Below are 14,800 nucleotides of genomic sequence, written 5' to 3'. Positions count from 1 at the left end.
CGCTATGGTAGCATGGGCGGGTATTGAGCGAAGAATGAAGGCTTGATGATGACAAAAGGCAAGGTGGTCGATTTTGCCAGCGCAGGTGAGAAACACCGTCATGCGCGCGACAACGACGATAAAGACGCAAAACTCGATGCGATGCGCGCCCGCTTTGAACAGGCATTTCCTGATAAGCCGACGCCGGTAAAAGATTATCTGAAGAAAAAGCGTGACAGTAAAAAGAAGCGCTGAAAGCGGGCCGAGGGCAACGGGCAGGACGCACCAGGGCTTTTAACCGGTGCAGTTACGACTGTGATGCAGTGCTGATGTAATTCTGCAGAAAGCGCACAAACTCATCTTCCGGCAATGGCCGCGACAGAAAATACCCCTGAATCTGATCGCAGCCGCGGCTGATCAGCAGGGCCTCGTCTTCCTGTGTTTCCACACCCTCAGCAATCACCCGCATACCCAGGTTGTGGCCCATATTGATGATGGTGTCGACCAGCGTTTGCTTGCGGGCGTCGGCGTGCATGCCGTGAATAAACGAGCGGTCGATTTTCAATTTGTCGGCGGGAAAAGCCGCCAGATACGACAGCGACGAATAGCCGGTGCCGAAGTCATCGAGCGCAATGCGGATGCCGGCGGCCTGCAGCGCCTGCAGGAAAGAACGCGTTTCCTGCTGGCTGCGGATCAACACACTTTCGGTGATTTCGACCACCAGCGAGCCTTTCGGCAGCCCCGAGGATTCCACCTGTTCAACGATATGCTGCGCCAGACTGTGGTCATAGAACTCGGCCGTCGATACGTTAACGGCGATAGGAATCGCCAGGTTCTGTTCCAGTAAGCGTCCGCCCATGGCCAGCGCCTCGCGCCGTACCCACTCGCCGATTTCGCGGATTGCGCCGGTTTTCTCGGCCAGCGGAATAAAAATATCCGGGCGGATATAGCCACGCTCCGGGTGGTTCCAGCGGATCAGCGCCTCGGCGCTGGTGATTTTGCCGGACTTAACATCGCGCACCGGCTGGTAGTGCAGCAACAGCTGGTTGTTGCGGATGGCGTGGCGTAAATCCTGATGCAGCAGGGCGCGTATTTCCGCCTCTTCGTGCATGGTGCGGGTGAAGAAGGCGTGCTGATTGCGGCCTTCGCTTTTGGCGGTATAGGCCGCCTGTTCTGCCGCTTTCAGCAGATGTTCAAGCGTCGAGCCGTCGGACGGAAACAGGCTGATACCTATACTGCCGGAAATACGCAGATCACGGATCTGGCGCACACTCAAGCTGCGGCCGACCGTATTGAGCAGCCGCTCTGCCAGTGAATCCAGCTCAGCGCGGTCGCTGATGCCGTGAATGATAAAACCGAATTCATCACCGCCCAGACGCGCTACGGTGTCGTTGCGGCCGACAAACTGCTGCAGCCGCGTGCCGATTTTCACCAGCAGTTCATCGCCTGCATCGTGGCCCAATGTGTCGTTAATCTCTTTGAAATAGTCGAGATCCAGCAATAAAACCGCCACGCCTTTGTTCTGGCGCCGGGCACGTTCCAGCGTCCAGTTCAGACGCTGATAAAACAGGTTGCGGTTGGGCAGGCCGGTCAGCAGATCGTAACTGGCCTGATACTGAATGGTTTCTTCCGATTGCTTACGTTCGCTGATGTCGCTGACCAGTGCCACACAGCGCTCGATCTCGTTGTGCTCGTTGCGCAACACCGAAAAGCTCATTTCGGCGGTAAAGCGCTCGCCATTGCGCCGGCTGATCAGCACTTCACCGCTCCAGGTTTTACCCTGCGGCAGACGCAGAACGATGTCGCTGTACTGCTGCAGGCCGGGTTCGTTGCGGTTGACGAACATGGCCGGCGTGCGCCCCAGCACCTGATCGGCGGCATAGCCTGTGATCTGGCTGAAGGCCGGATTCACTTCGATGATGGTGAAGTTGCGGTCGGTGATCAGCAGGCCAACGGGCAGGTGATTGGTGATGGTATTGCTCAACACGCACTGGTTTTGCGCCTGCCGGAATTCGATGCTGGCCTGTGCCAGTCTTGCGGCTTCATGAATCAGCAGCAGGTCCTGACCGGTCGGATGCTTGGGTTTGCTGTAGTAGAGCCCAAATACGCCCAGCACTTTGCCGGAGCTGTTAACAATGGGTTGTGACCAGCAGGCGGCCAGTCCGGCCTGAGCAGCGAGCTCTTTCTGATTCACCCAGTACGGGTGTGTCTGAATGTTTTCGACAATGACCAGATGGCGTCCGGCGGCCGCGGTGCCGCAGGAGCCGACACCCACGCCGATTTCAATGCCATTAACGGCGTCGCGGAAAAAGTCGGGCAGGTCGGGGGCCGCGGTGGCGCTCAGGTGTTTGCCGTCGTCGGTGACCAGCATGATGGAGGCGATGCAGCCGGGCTGACGCTCCTGAATGAGCAGGACCAGTTCTTCAAGCAGGGATTTTAACGGCCGGTTGCTGAGCAGCATCTCCAGAAACAGATTGTACCGGCCAATGCTGAGCGAAGGTTGGTAGAGGGCCGGTTGCGGATGGCTCTGGTCGTTAGACATACCACGTGAATCTTAGGTCAGAAGACGTAAGTGTAGCGGTATCGCGGGCTATGTGAATGCTATTTAGGAATAAAGTGCCATAAATGTTGAGGATTTACATTCTTACCCATCAGGAAAAAGACCGGCACGGGGGTAGTCTTCCGGGCCGGTCTTTCTGGGTGTGCTCAGCAGAAACTGAGCACGGCACCTATGTGATAGCGCGGAATCAGGCGCCGATCAGCGACTGGCCACACACGCGCACCACGTTGCCGGTAACGCCGCCGGCTGCCGGGTTGGCAAAGAAGGCGATGGTTTCGGCAACATCGACCGGTTTGCCGCCCTGCGAAAGGGAGTTCAGACGACGTCCGATCTCGCGGGTGATCACAGGGATGGCGTCGGTCATGGCGGTTTCGATAAAGCCCGGGGCTACGGCGTTGATGGTAATGCCATCCGCCAGCAGCTTGTCGGCCATGTACTGCACGTAGCCAATTACGCCGGCTTTGGATGCCGCGTAGTTGGTCTGGCCAGTCTGGCCGGCGATACCGTTCATGGAGGATACGCAGATGATGCGGCCGCCTTTGTTCAGGGTTTTGTCTTCGAACAACACGTGGTTAATGCGTTCTTCCGCCGACAGGTTGATGTCGATGGTCATGTTCCACCAGTGTTCCGGCATGTTGGCCAGGGTTTTGTCACGGGTGATACCGGCGTTGTGCACAACGATGTCGGCACCGCCCATGGCTTTCAGCTTGTCGGAAATCTGCTGCGGTGCGTCGGCGGAGGAAATATCGCCCAGCAGCACGTCGCCGCCGATTTCAGCCATAACGCGCTTCAGATCCGCTTCTGCCGGTGGAATGTCCAGACCCAGAACGGTGGCGCCGTCGCGGGCCAGTGTGCGTGCGATGGATTCACCGATGCCGCGTGAGGCGCCGGTCACCAGGGCCACTTTGCCGGCCAGCGGTTTGTGCCAGTCCGGGTAGGTGACTGCTTCGGCCTTCACAACCTGCAGAACCTGACCGTCCACGTAGGCGGATTTGGCAGAAATTACGAAGCGGAAAGCTGCATCCAGATTCGCTTCAGCGCCTTCTTCAACGAACACGGCCTGAGCGGTGGCGCTCTTTTTGCCGATTTCTTTGGCGACCGAGCGGCTGAAACCTTCCAGTGCGCGCATGGCAGCGGCCTGTTCGCCAGTGGCGGCTTTCATGTGCGGACGACCGAGTACGATCACGCGACCGTTGCTGGTCAGTTTGCGCATGACCGGGTTAAAGAAGTAGTACAGCTGGTTCAGTTCGGTGGTGTCGGCGAAGCCTGAAGCATCGAACACGAACGCATCGAATTTATCGGTCATGTCCGGATTGCATTCGATACCGGTAACGGTCACGCCCAGTTCGGCCGCAGCAGCCACGATCTGACCAGCGCCGCGTGACGCAGCCGGGTAGAACACCTTGGCGGCAGAGTCTTTCAGGTTGCGCAGGATGTCGCGGGTGAGGGCGGCATTGGCAGACGCGCCGAGCAGTACGCGACCTTCAAAGTAGGTGGCTTGTGATGCACTGTAGCGTTTCAGCTCAATGGTTTTAGGTAAAACGGACTTCATCAGACTGCGGCCAACGCCACTGTCCAGTACAGATTCAATAAAATTACTCATGTTCCAGGTCCTGATGTAGGTGCAAATGTCTGAAAACCGACGGACGGTAGCAGATTACAGCAGCATCTATAAGGTCTGAAATTGACCATTCCCACCGGGCCTTGTGTCAGTTCAGCCAATGGCAGCGGGCGGCGGCTCTATAAACTGAGGGTGTTGTCAGGCAGAGTGAGTGACCGATCTGCCAGTGTTCATTCTCAGTATCAGGACAAAACCATGACTCAGACCATTCGCCGCGTGGCCATTATTGGCGGTAACCGCATTCCGTTCGCCCGTTCCAACTCTGTGTATTCTTACGCTTCCAATCAGGACATGCTGACCGCTGCGCTGAATGGTCTGGTAAACCGCTACAACCTGCAGGGCGAGCGCATCGGCGAATTCGTTGCCGGCGCCGTCATCAAACACAGCCGTGACTTTAACCTCGCCCGTGAAACCGTGCTGAGCACAGCGCTCGACCCGCACACACCAGCGGTGGATATTCAGCAGGCCTGTGGTACTGGTCTGCAGGCCATTATTATGGCGGCGAACAAAATTGCACTGGGTCAGATCGACAGCGCGATTGCCGGCGGCTCTGACACCACCTCTGACGCGCCGATCGGCGTCAACGAAGGCCTGCGTAAAATTCTGCTCGACGTTAACCGTGCAAAAACCACGGGCGCCAAGCTCAAACTGCTGGCGAAGATCCGTCCTAAGCATCTGGCACCACTGGTGCCGCGCAACGGCGAGCCACGCACCAATATGTCCATGGGTGAGCACACCGAAATCACCGTTAAAGAGTGGGCTATCGGTCGCGAAGAACAGGACGAAATTGCGTTTAACAGCCACAACAATTTGCTGGCGGCGTACGATCGCGGTTTCTTCAGCGATCTGGTGACCCCATATCTGGGACTGGATAAAGACAATCTGGCGCGTAAGCCGGACATGGCCAAGCTGGCGTCACTGAAACCGGCGTTCGATCGTAAATCCGGTAAAGGTACTCTGACCGCCGGTAATTCATCTGCGCTGACCGACGGTGCCTCTGTGGTGCTGCTGGCGTCCGAAGAGTGGGCGAAAGCACACAACCTGCCGGTGAAGGCGTATCTGTCGTTCCACGAAACCGCATCGGTCGATTTCTTCGGCAAAGAAGGCAGCAAAGATAAAGAAGGTCTGCTGCTGGCGCCGGCGTATGCGGTACCGCGCATGCTGCAACGTGCGGGCCTGACCCTGCAGGATTTCGATTTCTACGAAATTCACGAAGCGTTTGCGGGTGTTGTGGCGTCAACGCTGAAAGCCTGGGAAGACGAAAAATTCTGTAAGGAGCGTCTGGGTCTGGATAAGGCGCTGGGCTCTATTGACCGCAGCAAGCTGAACGTGAATGGTTCATCCATTGCGACCGGTCACCCGTTCGCAGCGACCGGCGGCCGTATCGTGGCATCACTGGCGAAAATGCTGGAAGAAAAAGGTTCAGGTCGTGGACTGATTTCTATCTGTGCGGCCGGTGGCCAGGGCGTTGTGGCGATTCTCGAACGCTGAGCACTCAACCAAATAACTACACTCTCACCACCTCTTGATGCCCCGCTATGCGGGGCTTTTTTTATGCGTGCGGAATGCGGAAATGAATCCGGTGGGTCAGGTAGTGAGCCGGCTCAGACCGGCATCAGGGCTTGCTGCCAGCGCTCGCGCAGGTGACTGCTCATGGATTTAAGGCCGAAATCCTTGCCGTTCTGCAGGCTCTCGAGGGCCGAATGAATGTCCGCCAGCTGCTGGGTACTCAGCAGCAGGTCAATGGTGTCCTGTTCAGTGGCAAGCATGGCGTTGCGCAGATAATTCGCCAGTGTCGCATAGCCTTTGCGCAGTATCCGCTCGGTCAGGCTGATGGTGCCTCGTGACAATTGCAGGTGCAGCATGAATAAAATCCTTTGCAATTCAATGTGTTCATTCCCTGAGAGTCTAGTTCAGACTGGACACAGTGTGAGAAATGAGGCTGAGTGGCGCCATCAGCCGTCATTCGTATACGGAGTTTGAAAAATGAACAAATGGATTGCCCTGACCGGACTGTATGTCGCACAGGGCTTGCCGCACGGCTTTTTCGGTCAGGCGATGCCTGTGTTGCTGCGGGAGCAGGGGCTGGATTTGCGCCTGATCGGATTGTTGTCTTTGGTGGCAATTCCGTGGGCACTTAAATTTTTATGGGCGCCATGGCTCGATCGTTATTCGTTAGTCGGGCACGAATACAGGCGCAGCTGGATTTTGTTGATGAACGCAGCGGCTGTAGTGGTTTTGCTGGTGTTGTCGGTCATGGATATCAGCGACTGGCTGGCACTGGGTATTGTCTGGCCGCTGATGTTGCTGGTGCTGCTGAACTTATTTATTGCCACGCAGGACATCGCCACCGACGCCATGGCGGTTGAAAACCTGAACGCCGAAGAACGCGGCAAGGGCAACGGCCTGCAGGTCGCCGCTTATCGGGTCGGCATGATCGTGTCGGGTGGTGTGCTGGTGTCGTTGTTTGGTTCGCTGGGCTGGAGTTACTCCCTGTGGTTGCTGGCAGGTTTGCTACTGCTGGGCTCGTTGCCTTTGTGGTGGTTTGCACCTAAGCCCCATACCCGGGGCGAGGGCAGCATGGCTCACGAATGGCTGGATTTTTTCCGCCAGAAGGACGCACTGCTGTGGCTGGTGCTGCTGTCGGTTTATAAATTCGGTGATGCCTTCGGTACACCGATGATCCGGCCCATGATGAGTGATGCCGGTGTAACGCTGGAGCAGATGGGCTGGTTGCTGGGTACGGTTGGCTTCGCCGCAGGATTACTGGGTGCGCTGGCGGGCGGCTGGCTGGTCGGTGTGCTCGGTCGACAGTTCACATTGATGGCTTTTTTGTTGCTCGAAGCCTTTGCCTTGCTGGCGTATATCGGCGTTGGTGCCAGCACCACCTTCGATTGGGTGCATCTGGTGTCGGCGGTACTGGTCGAGCATGTGGCCGGCGGCATGGGGACGGCCGCCTTGTTCACGGTCATGATGGACCGCTGTCGCGAGCACTGTGCGGCAGCCGATTACGCCTTGCAGAGTTGTGTGGTTATTGTCACCGGCATGATCGCCGGAGGTCTGTCGGGTATTTCGGCGCATGCACTTGGCTACGACGGCCATTTCCTGCTGTCGGCGGTGTTGTGTGTGCTGGTTATGCCTCTGATATGGAACATGATCCGCCGCGGTGATTTGCCTGCGCGCGGTCAGGCGTAGACAATAGCGCGTCTGCTGAGGAGTAATTATGTCTGACATGCCTGATATCAGCGCACGACTGGATACCTGCGGGCTGTTTTGTCCCGAGCCCGTCATGATGCTGCACAATCAGATCCGCGATCTGGCGATTGGTGACGTGGTCGAAATTCTGGCGACGGACCCATCGACCAAGCGTGATTTTCTGAAATTCTGCAATTTTCTTGGCCACGAACTGCTGGCCAGCGAAGAGCTTGATGGGGTATTCCGCTTTCTTATCCGCAAGGCCAGTGACGAGGAATAAGCCCGGATAAACAGGCGTAAAACAGTTGTAAGACGCGTGTAAAAGGGCGCTTTTAAAAGAATCGCTCCAATAAAAGAAGCGCTTCAATAAAAGAAACGCTCCAACAAAAGAATTGCCCCAATAAAAAACCGCCAGCAGGCGGTTTTTTATTGGCTATCGGCACGTCAGCCGGGTATCAGAAGCTGGCTTTAACCGCACTGATAAAGCGTGCCTGAAGCGCAGGTGTGCCTTCGCTCAGCCAACGCTCGGTCAGGGCGATGCGTTCCTGTTCTGTGGTCAGTCCTTTACCCAGGCCATCGGCCAGACGCTGTACCTGCAGCTCCATGCGGCGGGCACGGTCGCTGTCAGCGGTTGCTGCGTCGGCGACAATTTCCATCAGAATGCACAGATCATTAGCGGTGCTGTTGTCCGTGCGGCTGGCAAAGTCGGCACGGGCAGCATCGAACAGGCTCTGCTGATAGCCTTCCGGCAGTGGCAGCGCATTGGCGCTCTGCCATGCATCGTCACCGGCGGCCAGGGCGTCAAGCCGGGCAATCAGACCCTGCCAGCTTTGCTGGCGGGCGACTTTCTGTTCAGCCTCACGGCGGTTGCGCAGTTCGCCCGCGACCGCCTTCAATTGCTGGCTCAGGCGCTGATGTGCGCCTTTGGGCAGCGTCAGGGCAGCAAAGGCCTGATTCAGTTCACTGAGCTGATGCCCGGCGTCGCCGGCGTCTGCATTCAGCAGGGCAGTGGCCTGTGCCACAATGCCTTCGGCCTGAGTCACCAGTTCATCAATTTCGGCCTTGCGGGCGTTGCGGCTTTCATTAAGACGGGCAAATACGGCGTCGCAGTGCTCGCGGAATTGCTGCCACAGCTTCTGATCCGGTCCGCGTTGGGTAATGCCCACCGCTTTCCAGTTGGCTTGCAGGGTTTTGACGCGATCCGCAGCGTTGCTCAGATCGCCGGCCTGAGCCAGTTCGGCGGCCTGATTCACAATGGACTGCTTCAGATTCAGGTTGTTGTCCTGTTCGGCACGGATGTGCGCGTAAATGCGGTCACAAACATCGCTGAAGCGGGTGTGCGTTTCTTTATGGCTGTGACGGTCAACCGGTGAATACGCACGGAAGGTATCGCGTGCGGTGTCCAATGTGCGTTGCACCACTTTCCAGTCGGCCTGAGTCCAGTCCATAAAGGCTTCGTACTGGTCGAGCTCGCTGATCAGCGCGTTGCGCAGCGCCAGATTGCGCTCACGCAGTTCACCCAGTTCGGCAAAATACGCACGGCAAGGCTCGTAGGCTTTATCCGCAGCAGCCTTAAAACGCTCCCACAGCTCGGCATCGCCGTGGCCTGTGTTCAGGGTTTTCCATTCGTCCTGCATGGCGTGAATTTTGTCGGCCAGCACATCCGGAGAGAGGGCACTGCCGACCAGCGCTTCCATGGCCTCGGCCAGGGCGGCTTTTTTCGGCTGAGTGGCAAAGCCTGCCCAATCACGCATGTCCTGCAGACGGGCTGTGAGCGCGCGGTATTCGCGTTGCAGGGCAGCCGACTGCTTTTGCTCGACCTGACGCAGAGCATTCTGAATGCGCTGACTCAGACGGCCAGCCTCTTTCAGATGACCTTCTGTCAGGCTTTGTTCGAACGCTTTAAGGTCAGTAGCGATGTCTTTCAGACGGCTTTCCGCCTGAGAACCAAAGGCGGCGAGGCGTTCCTGCAGCGCATGGGCTCTTTCATCCAGCGCGCTGAGCCAGTCCGGACGGCTGACGGCTTCAGGCCAACGGATGGCATTCAGTATCTGGCGTACCGCTGCTTGCTGTTTGCGCAGCGCATCTGCCGTTTCTGGCAGAGTTTCGGTCAGCAGGGCTCGGGCACTGGTTTCGCTGGCATTCGACTGTTGCAGCGCCGATTGCAGTCCGAACAGTTGCTGCAGGCCATTTTCAAAGGCGCGGGCAACGGCTTCGGCGGGTTTGTGGTGGGCGAAAGTATGGTGCCAGCGGCTTTCGAGGTCTTTCAGTTGTTGCTGCAGGGCATCTGGCGTCAGTGTCAGCGCGTCCTGCTGCAGAGCAGTCAGGCTTTCGCTCAGGGCTTTCTGTTCATCCTGCGCCTTACTGGCGGCAGCCTGCGCCTGCTGCTGGCGGGCTTCTTCTTCCTGATGACTGTTCAGAACCGCTTCTGCCTGAACCAGCGCAGCGCTGAAATCGGCGTGATCCTGCGCGCTGGCGGCAGCCTGCACCTGTGGCCATTGCTGGCGGATGATCTGCAATTTGCCGTTGAATTCCGGGTGGTATCCGACTTTGTTCAGGTAATGCAGCTGGCTCAGCAGGTGCTGGGCGGCTTTGATGCGGTCGGCTTGTTCTTCCTGCACTGCTTTCAGTGCGGCCAGTTTTTCCTTGGCCATGCGGTACAGGGTTTTGTCTTTGCTCTGGGCATGTTCAGCCAGCGCCTGCAGCAGTGCGGGCTGCTGAATGCCTTCAGCGGCGGCGGCGCGCACTTTGGCGACGGCATGCGTCGTGGCGATGGTCAGGCGTTCCTGTTCATCGTTGATTTTGCCAACCGCGCTCAGGCGCAGGTCATTGTCGTCGGTCAGGGCGGCGATGCGCAGCAGGGTGGCGGTGTCGCTGATCCTGTTCAGATCATTACCCGGCATCAGGTTAGACAGCAGACGCGCGCGGGCTTCTTTGCGGATGGCGTCATCGGAGAAAGAAAGCAGGGCGTCGAGCGCAGCGTCGCCTTCGATCAGGCTCAGCGCCAGCTGGCGCAGCTCTTTGCTGCTCTCGTGCCGGATAAACTCCAGGCGCTCGTTGTCACTGCGGAAAGCCTGCAGCGCCTGACGGCGGCCGTCGGCGTCTTCTGTTTTCCAGTCTGAATTCCGTTTACCGGCTTTAAACAACTTCTTAAAAAAGGCCATTGGCGCTGCGTCCCACTGTGAAAAAGCGCGACCATTGTACCCGGGCATTTTCATTAGGGAAGGGCCTGTACGGAGTGGGATTAACGCCGGTTGATGTGGTAAAGTCCGGGCCAGTGCTGGCGGTGTTAATCGCTGAAGGCGCCTGGTTAAAAGTTGTTCACAAGAATAAAAAACTCACCCGGGGACAATCATGAAATTTTTCCGATATCTGCTGGTGTTGGCTGCCGTAGCCATGACCGGCTGTGCTTCTATGGGCGTGGGCTCGCGTCCGTTGTCTGAGCTGACTGAAAAGTACACAAATGCCGAGTCGAAGTTTGTAGCGGTAGACGATCTGGTGATGCATTACCGTGACGAAGGTAAAGGGCCTGTGCTGGTGCTGCTGCACGGCGTGGCGTCGTCGCTGCACACCTGGGATGGCTGGACCGATGAGCTGAAGAACAGCTACCGCGTGATCCGTGTTGATCTGCCGGCGCACGGTTTAACTGGGCCGGATCCGAAAATGGAGCGTTACAGCATCAGCTACATGGTCGATAAACTCGACAAATTCATGAATAAGCTGGGCCTGAACAACGTCGCCATTGCCGGTAACTCGCTGGGCGGGTATATCGGCTGGAATTATGCGCTGTATCGTCCGGACCGGGTGAATAAGCTGATTCTGATCGATGCCGCCGGTTACCCGCAGGACATGCCATTTATTATGGATTTTGCCTCTTGGCCTGTGATCGGCGAAATGAGTCAGCTGATGATGCCGCGCTTACTGGTCGGCATGAATCTCGATTCTGCCTATGGCGATGACGACAAAGTGTCGTCAACACTGGTGAAACGCTACCACGATCTTTTGCTGCGTCCGGGCAATCGCAAAGGTCTGGTGAACGTGTTCCGCACCATGAAAGAACAAAGCCGCAATCCGTCGCTTGGCGACCGGGTTGCACAGGTAACCACTCCAACGCTGCTGATGTGGGGTGAGGAAGACCGTTGGGTGCCGCTTAGCATTATGGACCGGTTCCGTCGCGACCTGCCGAATGTCAGTGTGATCACCTACGAAGGGGTCGGGCATATGCCGATGGAAGAATTGCCGGTGCAGAGCGCCCGCGATGCCAGAAGCTTTCTGCAGACCGGAAAAGTCTTCACTCTGCCGGCGGCCACTGCCAGCGCGCGCTGAGTTGTCAGGCGCCTGAGGATGATTGTTTGAACAGTATTGTCTGGTACGACTACGAAACCTTTGGCGCCAATCCGGCCTGGGATCGCCCGGCACAGTTCGCGGCGATCCGCACCGACGAAGACCTGAACGAAATTGAAGAACCGGTAGAGATCTTCTGCCGCCCGTCCGACGATTATCTGCCGCACCCGCAGGCGGTGCTGATTACCGGCATTACGCCGCAGGATTGCGCCCGCAAGGGGGTTTCCGAAACCGAATTCATGGCGACCATTAATCGTATGTTTTCGGTGCCGGGTACCTGTTCCGCGGGCTACAACAGCATTCGCTTCGACGACGAATTTACCCGCTACGGCCTGTACCGTAATTTCTTTGACCCCTACGCCCGTGAATGGCAGTCGGGCAATTCACGCTGGGATTTGCTCGATATTGTCCGTTGCGCCTACGCGCTGCGGCCGGATGGGATTGAGTGGCCAAAAAATGACGACGGCCGCATCAGCTTCCGCCTTGAACACCTGACCGCTGCCAACGGACTTGATCATGGCAAGGCCCACGATGCGGTGTCCGATGTGCGGGCAACCATCGCACTGGCCCGAATGATTCTTGAAAAACAACCTAAATTATACCGTTACCTTTTTGGACTGCGCTTTAAGCACAACGTCGGCGCTCTGGTTGATGTCTCCAGTCATAAGCCGTTGATTCACGTGTCCGGCATGTTCCCGGTGGAGCAGGGCTGCATGGCGGTGGTGGTTCCTTTGTGCTGGCACCCGACCAATAAAAATTCCTTCATTGCGTTCGATCTGCAGCAGGATCCGACGCCGCTGCTGGAATTATCGGCACAGGACATTGCCGCCCGTGTGTTCACTAAAACCCGTGAATTACCCGAAGGCGTGAGCCGTCTGCCGTTAAAGGAAATTCACATCAATAAAGCGCCGGTGCTGGCGCCGGCGAATACGCTGACACCCGATCAGGCCGCACGCTGGGGGCTTGATGGCGAAACACTGCGCCGGCATCTGCAGATGATCCGCACAGCGCAGGATCTGACGCCCAAGATGCATCAGGTTTTCGCCGGGCGCGAATTCAATAAGATCAGCGACGTCGATGTGCAGCTGTACGATGCCTTTTTCCCGGCAGCGGACAAACAGGCGATGGCCACTGTGCATCAGCTTTCCGATTGGGATCTGGCCGACTGGCCAGCCCCGTTTGCCGACCCGCGCGGTGAAGAAATGCTATTCCGTTACCGCGCGCGTAATTTCCCCGACACACTGAACGAAGATGAACGCGAGCGTTGGGAGCAGCACCGACGTGCACGTTTGTTCCATCGCAACCCGGATTGCCCGGCGCTGAATTTCGAACAATTCGCGCGTGAACTTCAGATCGCGGCAGAACAGGTCGCATCCGACCCGCACAAACTCGGCTGGATTCAGGATCTTCAGGTCTACGCAGAATCCATTTATCCCTTCGACGACTACTGAAATTTCTGCGTATTAATTACCTGTGGGAATGGGTTAATTGCTACGCAGTAACCACAGGTAAAAAATGCGTACGACCTTGGTGTTATTCTCAGACCAAGGTGGTGTGCTGACAGCTCGCTTATTAACGCCCTCGTCTTTATTGTCCGGCCCGGTCTTACAACACAATAACGATCGAGGGAGAGTTGTTTATGGCGATTAACCGTGAACACGGTGCTGAGCATCCATACTGGTCTGCCGGACCATTTAAAATTCGTCTGCCATTTGTGCATTACCGTTGGGAGTGGCCGGAAACCATTCAGGCGATGGTGATGTTTGTGGTCGGTCTGGCCATGATTCCGCTGCTGCAGAAATATCTGGGCATGCCTTACGAGGCGGCACTGGCGTTTACTTTTATTGCGGGCGTCGGCTACATGCTGCCCGCTTTATTAGGCGTACCTCTGGTGCCGGGCTGGATTACGCCGGCCATTCCTGTGGTGGTGTTATTTCTGGGTGGTTTTGAACCGGGCCCGGATGCCATTAAGGCCATGTTTGCGCTGCAGATTGAAGTGACGCTGATTTTCCTGATTCTGGGCCTTACCGGCTGGGGCGGAAAACTGGTTGAAGTTATTCCGAACTCCCTGAAATCCGGCATCATCATCGGCGCCGGTATTGCGGCGTTAATGGGTGAGCTGAAAACCGGCGGCCGTCTCGATGCCACGCCCATTTCACTGATCATAGGCTCTGTGGTATCCGCCTACGTGCTGTTTTCGCTGTCGTTTAAAAACGTTATCGAACAATCGGCCATCGCCCGCAAAATTGCCAACTTCGGTATGGTGCCGGGCATGATCATCGCCATGGTGGTGGGTTGGGTGGTCGGTGAATATCCGCTGCCGGATATTCAGTGGGGCATTACCCAGCCGGATTTCGCCCTGATGGCCGAATACCTTGTATTTTCCACCGGTTTCCCAAGCTGGGATGTGTTCCTGCTGGCAATTCCTACGGCGCTGATTGCTTACGTTATTGCCTTTGGTGACATCATCGTGGGTTTCACACTGGTTGAGCGTGTCGACAAAGTCCGTCAGGACGAAAAAATCGAAATGAACGTTAACCGCGTACACACAGTCACCGCCATGCGTAATGCACTGCACGCATTTCTGGCGCCATGGCCAGGCCTTGCTGGTCCGCTGTGGACGGCGGCGCACGCAACCGTGGCCGAGCGTTTTGCGATGGGTCGTAAAGCGATGGATTCCATTTACAGCGGCGGCGGTACTTTCTGGATCACCGGTATGATCGCGCTGTTTGTGTTGCCGCTGGTGACCATGTTCAAACCGGTTCTGCCGATTGCCTTATCGCTGACCCTGATTCTGACGGCCTATATCTGCATCATGGTGGGCATGGAGCAACTGAAGAATCCGACCGAGCGCGGTGTTGCGGGTATTGTCGCAGTGACGTTGGCCATGCCGGATCCGAAATCCACGGTTTATGCGGTGGTCATTGGTCTGCTGCTGTATTTCCTGATCGAGCGTCCGCGTCTGATGGGGAAACGCAAAGCGGAAGACGAATTTATGTTCGCCGACCCGCAGGACAATAAGGCCTGATTCCGGCAATAGAATCGGCCTGAATTCAAGCAATAAAAATCCCGGCATAGCCGGGCTTTTTATTGCTTGAATT

The 14,800-nt window shown here is 56.9% G+C and carries 11 protein-coding genes; 7 read left to right on the top strand and 4 right to left on the bottom strand.

Annotated features, from left to right (window positions below; all coding sequences use genetic code 11):
- Positions 1 to 45: 45 nt before the first annotated feature.
- Complete coding sequence (locus ACQUQU_RS07715; RefSeq protein ID WP_430463022.1) at positions 46 to 234, top strand: tRNA (uracil-5-)-methyltransferase; 189 nt, start codon at positions 46 to 48, stop codon at positions 232 to 234.
- A gap of 52 nt (positions 235 to 286) precedes the next feature.
- On the opposite strand, the gene ACQUQU_RS07710 is transcribed toward ACQUQU_RS07715, so the two are convergent.
- On the bottom strand, positions 287 to 2,521 hold the full coding sequence (locus ACQUQU_RS07710) for a bifunctional diguanylate cyclase/phosphodiesterase (protein ID WP_430462664.1): 2,235 nt from the start codon (positions 2,519 to 2,521) through the stop codon (positions 287 to 289).
- Between the two features lie 205 nt (positions 2,522 to 2,726).
- Positions 2,727 to 4,142 (bottom strand): 3-oxoacyl-ACP reductase, encoded by a 1,416-nt coding sequence (locus ACQUQU_RS07705; RefSeq protein WP_430462663.1) that lies wholly within the window; start codon positions 4,140 to 4,142, stop codon positions 2,727 to 2,729.
- Between the two features lie 213 nt (positions 4,143 to 4,355).
- Here ACQUQU_RS07705 and ACQUQU_RS07700 point away from each other — a divergent pair, with 213 nt between their 5' ends.
- Positions 4,356 to 5,651: an acetyl-CoA C-acetyltransferase gene (locus ACQUQU_RS07700; RefSeq protein ID WP_430462662.1), complete on the top strand. Its 1,296-nt coding sequence runs from the start codon at positions 4,356 to 4,358 to the stop codon at positions 5,649 to 5,651.
- A 113-nt stretch (positions 5,652 to 5,764) separates the two neighbouring features.
- Here the strand turns inward: ACQUQU_RS07700 and ACQUQU_RS07695 are convergent, their stop codons facing one another.
- A complete protein-coding gene (locus ACQUQU_RS07695) occupies positions 5,765 to 6,025 on the bottom strand; it encodes a hypothetical protein (protein WP_430462661.1) in 261 nt (86 codons plus the stop codon).
- A 121-nt stretch (positions 6,026 to 6,146) separates the two neighbouring features.
- Between ACQUQU_RS07695 and ACQUQU_RS07690 the strand changes: the two genes are divergently transcribed.
- Both ACQUQU_RS07690 and tusA read left to right on the top strand, forming a co-directional pair.
- On the top strand, positions 6,147 to 7,355 hold the full coding sequence (locus tag ACQUQU_RS07690) for an MFS transporter (RefSeq protein WP_430462660.1): 1,209 nt from the start codon (positions 6,147 to 6,149) through the stop codon (positions 7,353 to 7,355).
- Positions 7,356 to 7,383: 28 nt separating this feature from the next.
- Positions 7,384 to 7,635, top strand: coding sequence for a sulfurtransferase TusA (tusA, locus tag ACQUQU_RS07685; protein ID WP_430462659.1), 252 nt, complete (start codon positions 7,384 to 7,386; stop codon positions 7,633 to 7,635).
- A 175-nt stretch (positions 7,636 to 7,810) separates the two neighbouring features.
- Here tusA and ACQUQU_RS07680 read toward each other — a convergent pair whose 3' ends face one another.
- Positions 7,811 to 10,519 (bottom strand): DUF349 domain-containing protein, encoded by a 2,709-nt coding sequence (locus tag ACQUQU_RS07680; RefSeq protein WP_430462658.1) that lies wholly within the window; start codon positions 10,517 to 10,519, stop codon positions 7,811 to 7,813.
- Between the two features lie 190 nt (positions 10,520 to 10,709).
- Here ACQUQU_RS07680 and ACQUQU_RS07675 point away from each other — a divergent pair, with 190 nt between their 5' ends.
- The 3 genes from ACQUQU_RS07675 to ACQUQU_RS07665 all read left to right on the top strand — a co-directional run bounded on the left by ACQUQU_RS07675 (position 10,710) and on the right by ACQUQU_RS07665 (position 14,727).
- On the top strand, positions 10,710 to 11,681 hold the full coding sequence (locus tag ACQUQU_RS07675; protein ID WP_430462657.1) for an alpha/beta fold hydrolase: 972 nt from the start codon (positions 10,710 to 10,712) through the stop codon (positions 11,679 to 11,681).
- Between the two features lie 26 nt (positions 11,682 to 11,707).
- Entirely contained in the window at positions 11,708 to 13,150 is a 1,443-nt protein-coding gene (gene sbcB / locus ACQUQU_RS07670; RefSeq protein WP_430462656.1) for an exodeoxyribonuclease I, read from the top strand.
- A 188-nt stretch (positions 13,151 to 13,338) separates the two neighbouring features.
- Positions 13,339 to 14,727 carry a solute carrier family 23 protein gene (locus ACQUQU_RS07665; RefSeq protein WP_430462655.1) on the top strand — a complete coding sequence of 463 codons (1,389 nt, stop codon included), beginning with the start codon at positions 13,339 to 13,341 and terminating at the stop codon, positions 14,725 to 14,727.
- Positions 14,728 to 14,800: the final 73 nt, after the last annotated feature.

The organism is Thalassolituus sp. LLYu03 (assembly GCF_050507655.1).
Classification (GTDB): Bacteria; Pseudomonadota; Gammaproteobacteria; order Pseudomonadales; family Oceanobacteraceae; genus Venatoribacter.
This window is presented reverse-complemented; position numbering and strand designations above follow the sequence as displayed.

Coding starts and splice junctions, on each gene's coding strand:
- ACQUQU_RS07695 (WP_430462661.1), bottom strand. CDS start 6,025: ATGCTGCACCTGCAATTGTCACGAGGCACCATCAGCCTGACCGAGCGG.
- ACQUQU_RS07690 (WP_430462660.1), top strand. CDS start 6,147: ATGAACAAATGGATTGCCCTGACCGGACTGTATGTCGCACAGGGCTTG.
- ACQUQU_RS07665 (WP_430462655.1), top strand. CDS start 13,339: ATGGCGATTAACCGTGAACACGGTGCTGAGCATCCATACTGGTCTGCC.
- ACQUQU_RS07715 (WP_430463022.1), top strand. CDS start 46: ATGATGACAAAAGGCAAGGTGGTCGATTTTGCCAGCGCAGGTGAGAAA.
- ACQUQU_RS07710 (WP_430462664.1), bottom strand. CDS start 2,521: ATGTCTAACGACCAGAGCCATCCGCAACCGGCCCTCTACCAACCTTCG.
- ACQUQU_RS07700 (WP_430462662.1), top strand. CDS start 4,356: ATGACTCAGACCATTCGCCGCGTGGCCATTATTGGCGGTAACCGCATT.
- ACQUQU_RS07680 (WP_430462658.1), bottom strand. CDS start 10,519: ATGGCCTTTTTTAAGAAGTTGTTTAAAGCCGGTAAACGGAATTCAGAC.
- tusA (WP_430462659.1), top strand. CDS start 7,384: ATGTCTGACATGCCTGATATCAGCGCACGACTGGATACCTGCGGGCTG.
- ACQUQU_RS07705 (WP_430462663.1), bottom strand. CDS start 4,142: ATGAGTAATTTTATTGAATCTGTACTGGACAGTGGCGTTGGCCGCAGT.
- ACQUQU_RS07675 (WP_430462657.1), top strand. CDS start 10,710: ATGAAATTTTTCCGATATCTGCTGGTGTTGGCTGCCGTAGCCATGACC.